2 protein-coding genes are annotated in these 2,404 nt (G+C 72.2%); one reads left to right on the top strand and one right to left on the bottom strand.

Translation table 11 applies throughout. The annotated features are described in order from the left end of the window. Window positions 1–111 precede the first annotated feature (111 nt). Window positions 112–1,419, top strand: a complete 1,308-nt coding sequence (locus tag BUB17_RS25050; RefSeq protein WP_072921557.1) for an ISL3 family transposase — start codon at window positions 112–114, stop codon at window positions 1,417–1,419. Between the two features lie 43 nt (window positions 1,420–1,462). Here the strand turns inward: BUB17_RS25050 and BUB17_RS25045 are convergent. Then, the coding region (locus tag BUB17_RS25045) for an oxidoreductase (RefSeq protein ID WP_072921555.1) at window positions 1,463–2,404 on the bottom strand (942 nt) is incomplete at its 5' end.

Here is a 2,404-nt window from a genome sequence, read left to right as displayed (position 1 = left end):
GGGCTCTTCGCAGTTGAGGGTGTAGATGGGGCTGGCGCGTCGGTCCCGGGATAGACGTCGAGGCCTTCCGAGGATGGAAGTTCTCACACTGCCCATCCGGAAGACCTCGACGTGCCTGACGCTACCTTCGCTGCTCCTGACCTGACCACGTTCGCCCGGCTCGACGAGCTCGGTCTGGAGGTCACCGGGCAGCTGCTGGAACCTGACCGGGCGGTGCTGGCCTGCCGGGTCGTGGAGCCCGACCGGTGGTGCCGGCGGTGCGGCTGCGAAGGCGCGCCGCGGGACACGGTGACGCGTCGGCTGGCGCACGAGCCGCTGGGCTGGCGGCCCACCACGCTGCTGGTCACCGTGCGCCGCTACCGCTGCGCCGAGTGCGGGCACGTGTGGCGCCAAGACACTGGCAAGGCCGCCGCCCCGCGGGCGAAGCTGTCCCGCGCCGGCTTGCGGTGGGCGCTGGCCGGGATCGTGTGTGCGCACCTGACCGTCGCCCGGGTCGCCGAAGGTCTGGGCGTGGCCTGGGGCACCGCCAATGATGCGGTCCTCACCGAGGGCAAGCGCGTCTTGATCGACGATCCCGGTCGCTTCGACGGGGTGAAAGTCATCGGCGTGGACGAGCACGTGTGGCGGCACACCCGTCGCGGTGACAAGTACGTCACGGTGGTCATCGACCTCACGGCTGTGCGCGCTGGCACCGGCCCCGCGCGGCTGCTGGACATGGTCGAAGGCCGCTCCAAGCGGGTGTTCAAGACCTGGTTGGCCGACCGGCCGCAGGCCTGGCGCGACGCAATCGAGGTCGTGGCGATGGACGGCTTCACCGGGTTCAAGACCGCCGCCGGCGAGGAGCTCCCGGAGGCGGTGACGGTGATGGATCCCTTCCACGTCGTCCGCCTCACCGGCGACGCCCTGGACCAGTGCCGCCGCCGGGTGCAGCAAGACACCCGCGGGCACCGCGGCCGCGCCGGTGACCCGCTCTACCGCGCCCGCCGGACTCTGCACACCGGCGCGGACCTGCTCACCGACCGCCAGCACGCCCGGCTCACGGCCCTGTTCGCCGGTGACGCGCACGTCGAGGTCGAGGCCACCTGGAGCGTCTACCAGCAGATGATCACTGCCTACCGGGATCCCGACCGGGCCCGCGGCAAGGCCACCATGACCACCCTCATCGCCGCCCTCGGCTCCGGCGTGCCAGCGGTACTGGTCGAGCTGCGCCGGCTGGGACGGACGCTGACCCAGCGGGCCGCCGACGTGCTGGCCTACTTCGACCGGCCCGGCACCAGCAACGGCCCTACCGAAGCACTCAACGGCCGACTCGAGCACCTGCGCGGGTCCGCCCTCGGGTTCCGCAACCTCACCAACTACATCGCCAGATCACTTCTGGAGACCGGCGGATTCCGCCCCCGACTACACCGCGGATTGTGAAGAGCCCCTTTAAATCCCTCAGTGACCAGATTGCGAGTCGAAGTCACAAGGCTGCACTGGCGGCTGGGCCCTCCAGCGGGATGCCGGTCTCGCGCTCGGAGACCTGCCACAGGGTGTGGATCTGTTCCTGCAGGCCGCGCCAGCGCAGGATCCGCCGGCGCACGGCCGGGCCATGCGAGCCGTACCGAGGCGCGTACAACTCCCCGCCACGAGCCCGCGGGTCGGTCGCGGCCCGCAACTGCGGCCGAGCGCCCTCGAACGGCGACATCCCCGACCGCGCGGTCAACACCTCGAAGAACGTCCCCACCCGGCCGGCACCGCCTTCCCGCACCGCACGCGCCTGCAGGTCGGTGTTCGTCAGCCCCGGGTGTGCGACCAGGCTGGACGCGCGGACGCCGGCAGCGGCGAAGCGCTGCTGCAACCCCAGCCCGAAGTGCAGGTTGGCCATCTTCGACCGCGCGTAGGCCGACCAGGCCCCATACCCCCGCTCCAAGTGGACGTCCGCCGGGTCCAGCCGCCCGGCCCGGTGCCGCGCCGTGCTCGTCACCGTCACCACCCGCGCGGCCGGCGCCCGCAGCAGCGCCGGCAGCAGGTGGGCGGTCAGCGCCCAGTGGCCCAGGTGGTTCACGCCGAACTGCTCCTCGAACCCGTCGGCCGTCGTGCGCTGGGGCATCGCCATGACCCCGGCGTTGTTCACCAGCAGGTCCACCTGCTCGTGCCGCGCCAGCACGGCATGCGCAGCAGCCGCCACCGACGACAGGTCGCCGAGGTCCAGCGGCACCACCTCCAGCGACGCCGAGGGGTGGCGCACCCGGATCCGCTCCTCCGCCGCCGCGATTTTGGCAGGATCACGCGCAGCCAGCACCACGTGCGCACCCGCGCCCGCCAGTGCCAGCGCCGTCTGCAGGCCCAGCCCACCGTTCGCGCCGGTCACCACCGCCGTCCGGCCGCTCAGGTCGGGGATGTCGCGCTCGGTCCAGGCCAT

Source organism: Geodermatophilus obscurus (assembly GCF_900143215.1).
GTDB lineage: Bacteria > Actinomycetota > Actinomycetes > Mycobacteriales > Geodermatophilaceae > Geodermatophilus > Geodermatophilus obscurus_A.
Note: the sequence above shows the minus strand (reverse complement) of the source record. Positions and strands in the feature narration are given on the sequence as shown.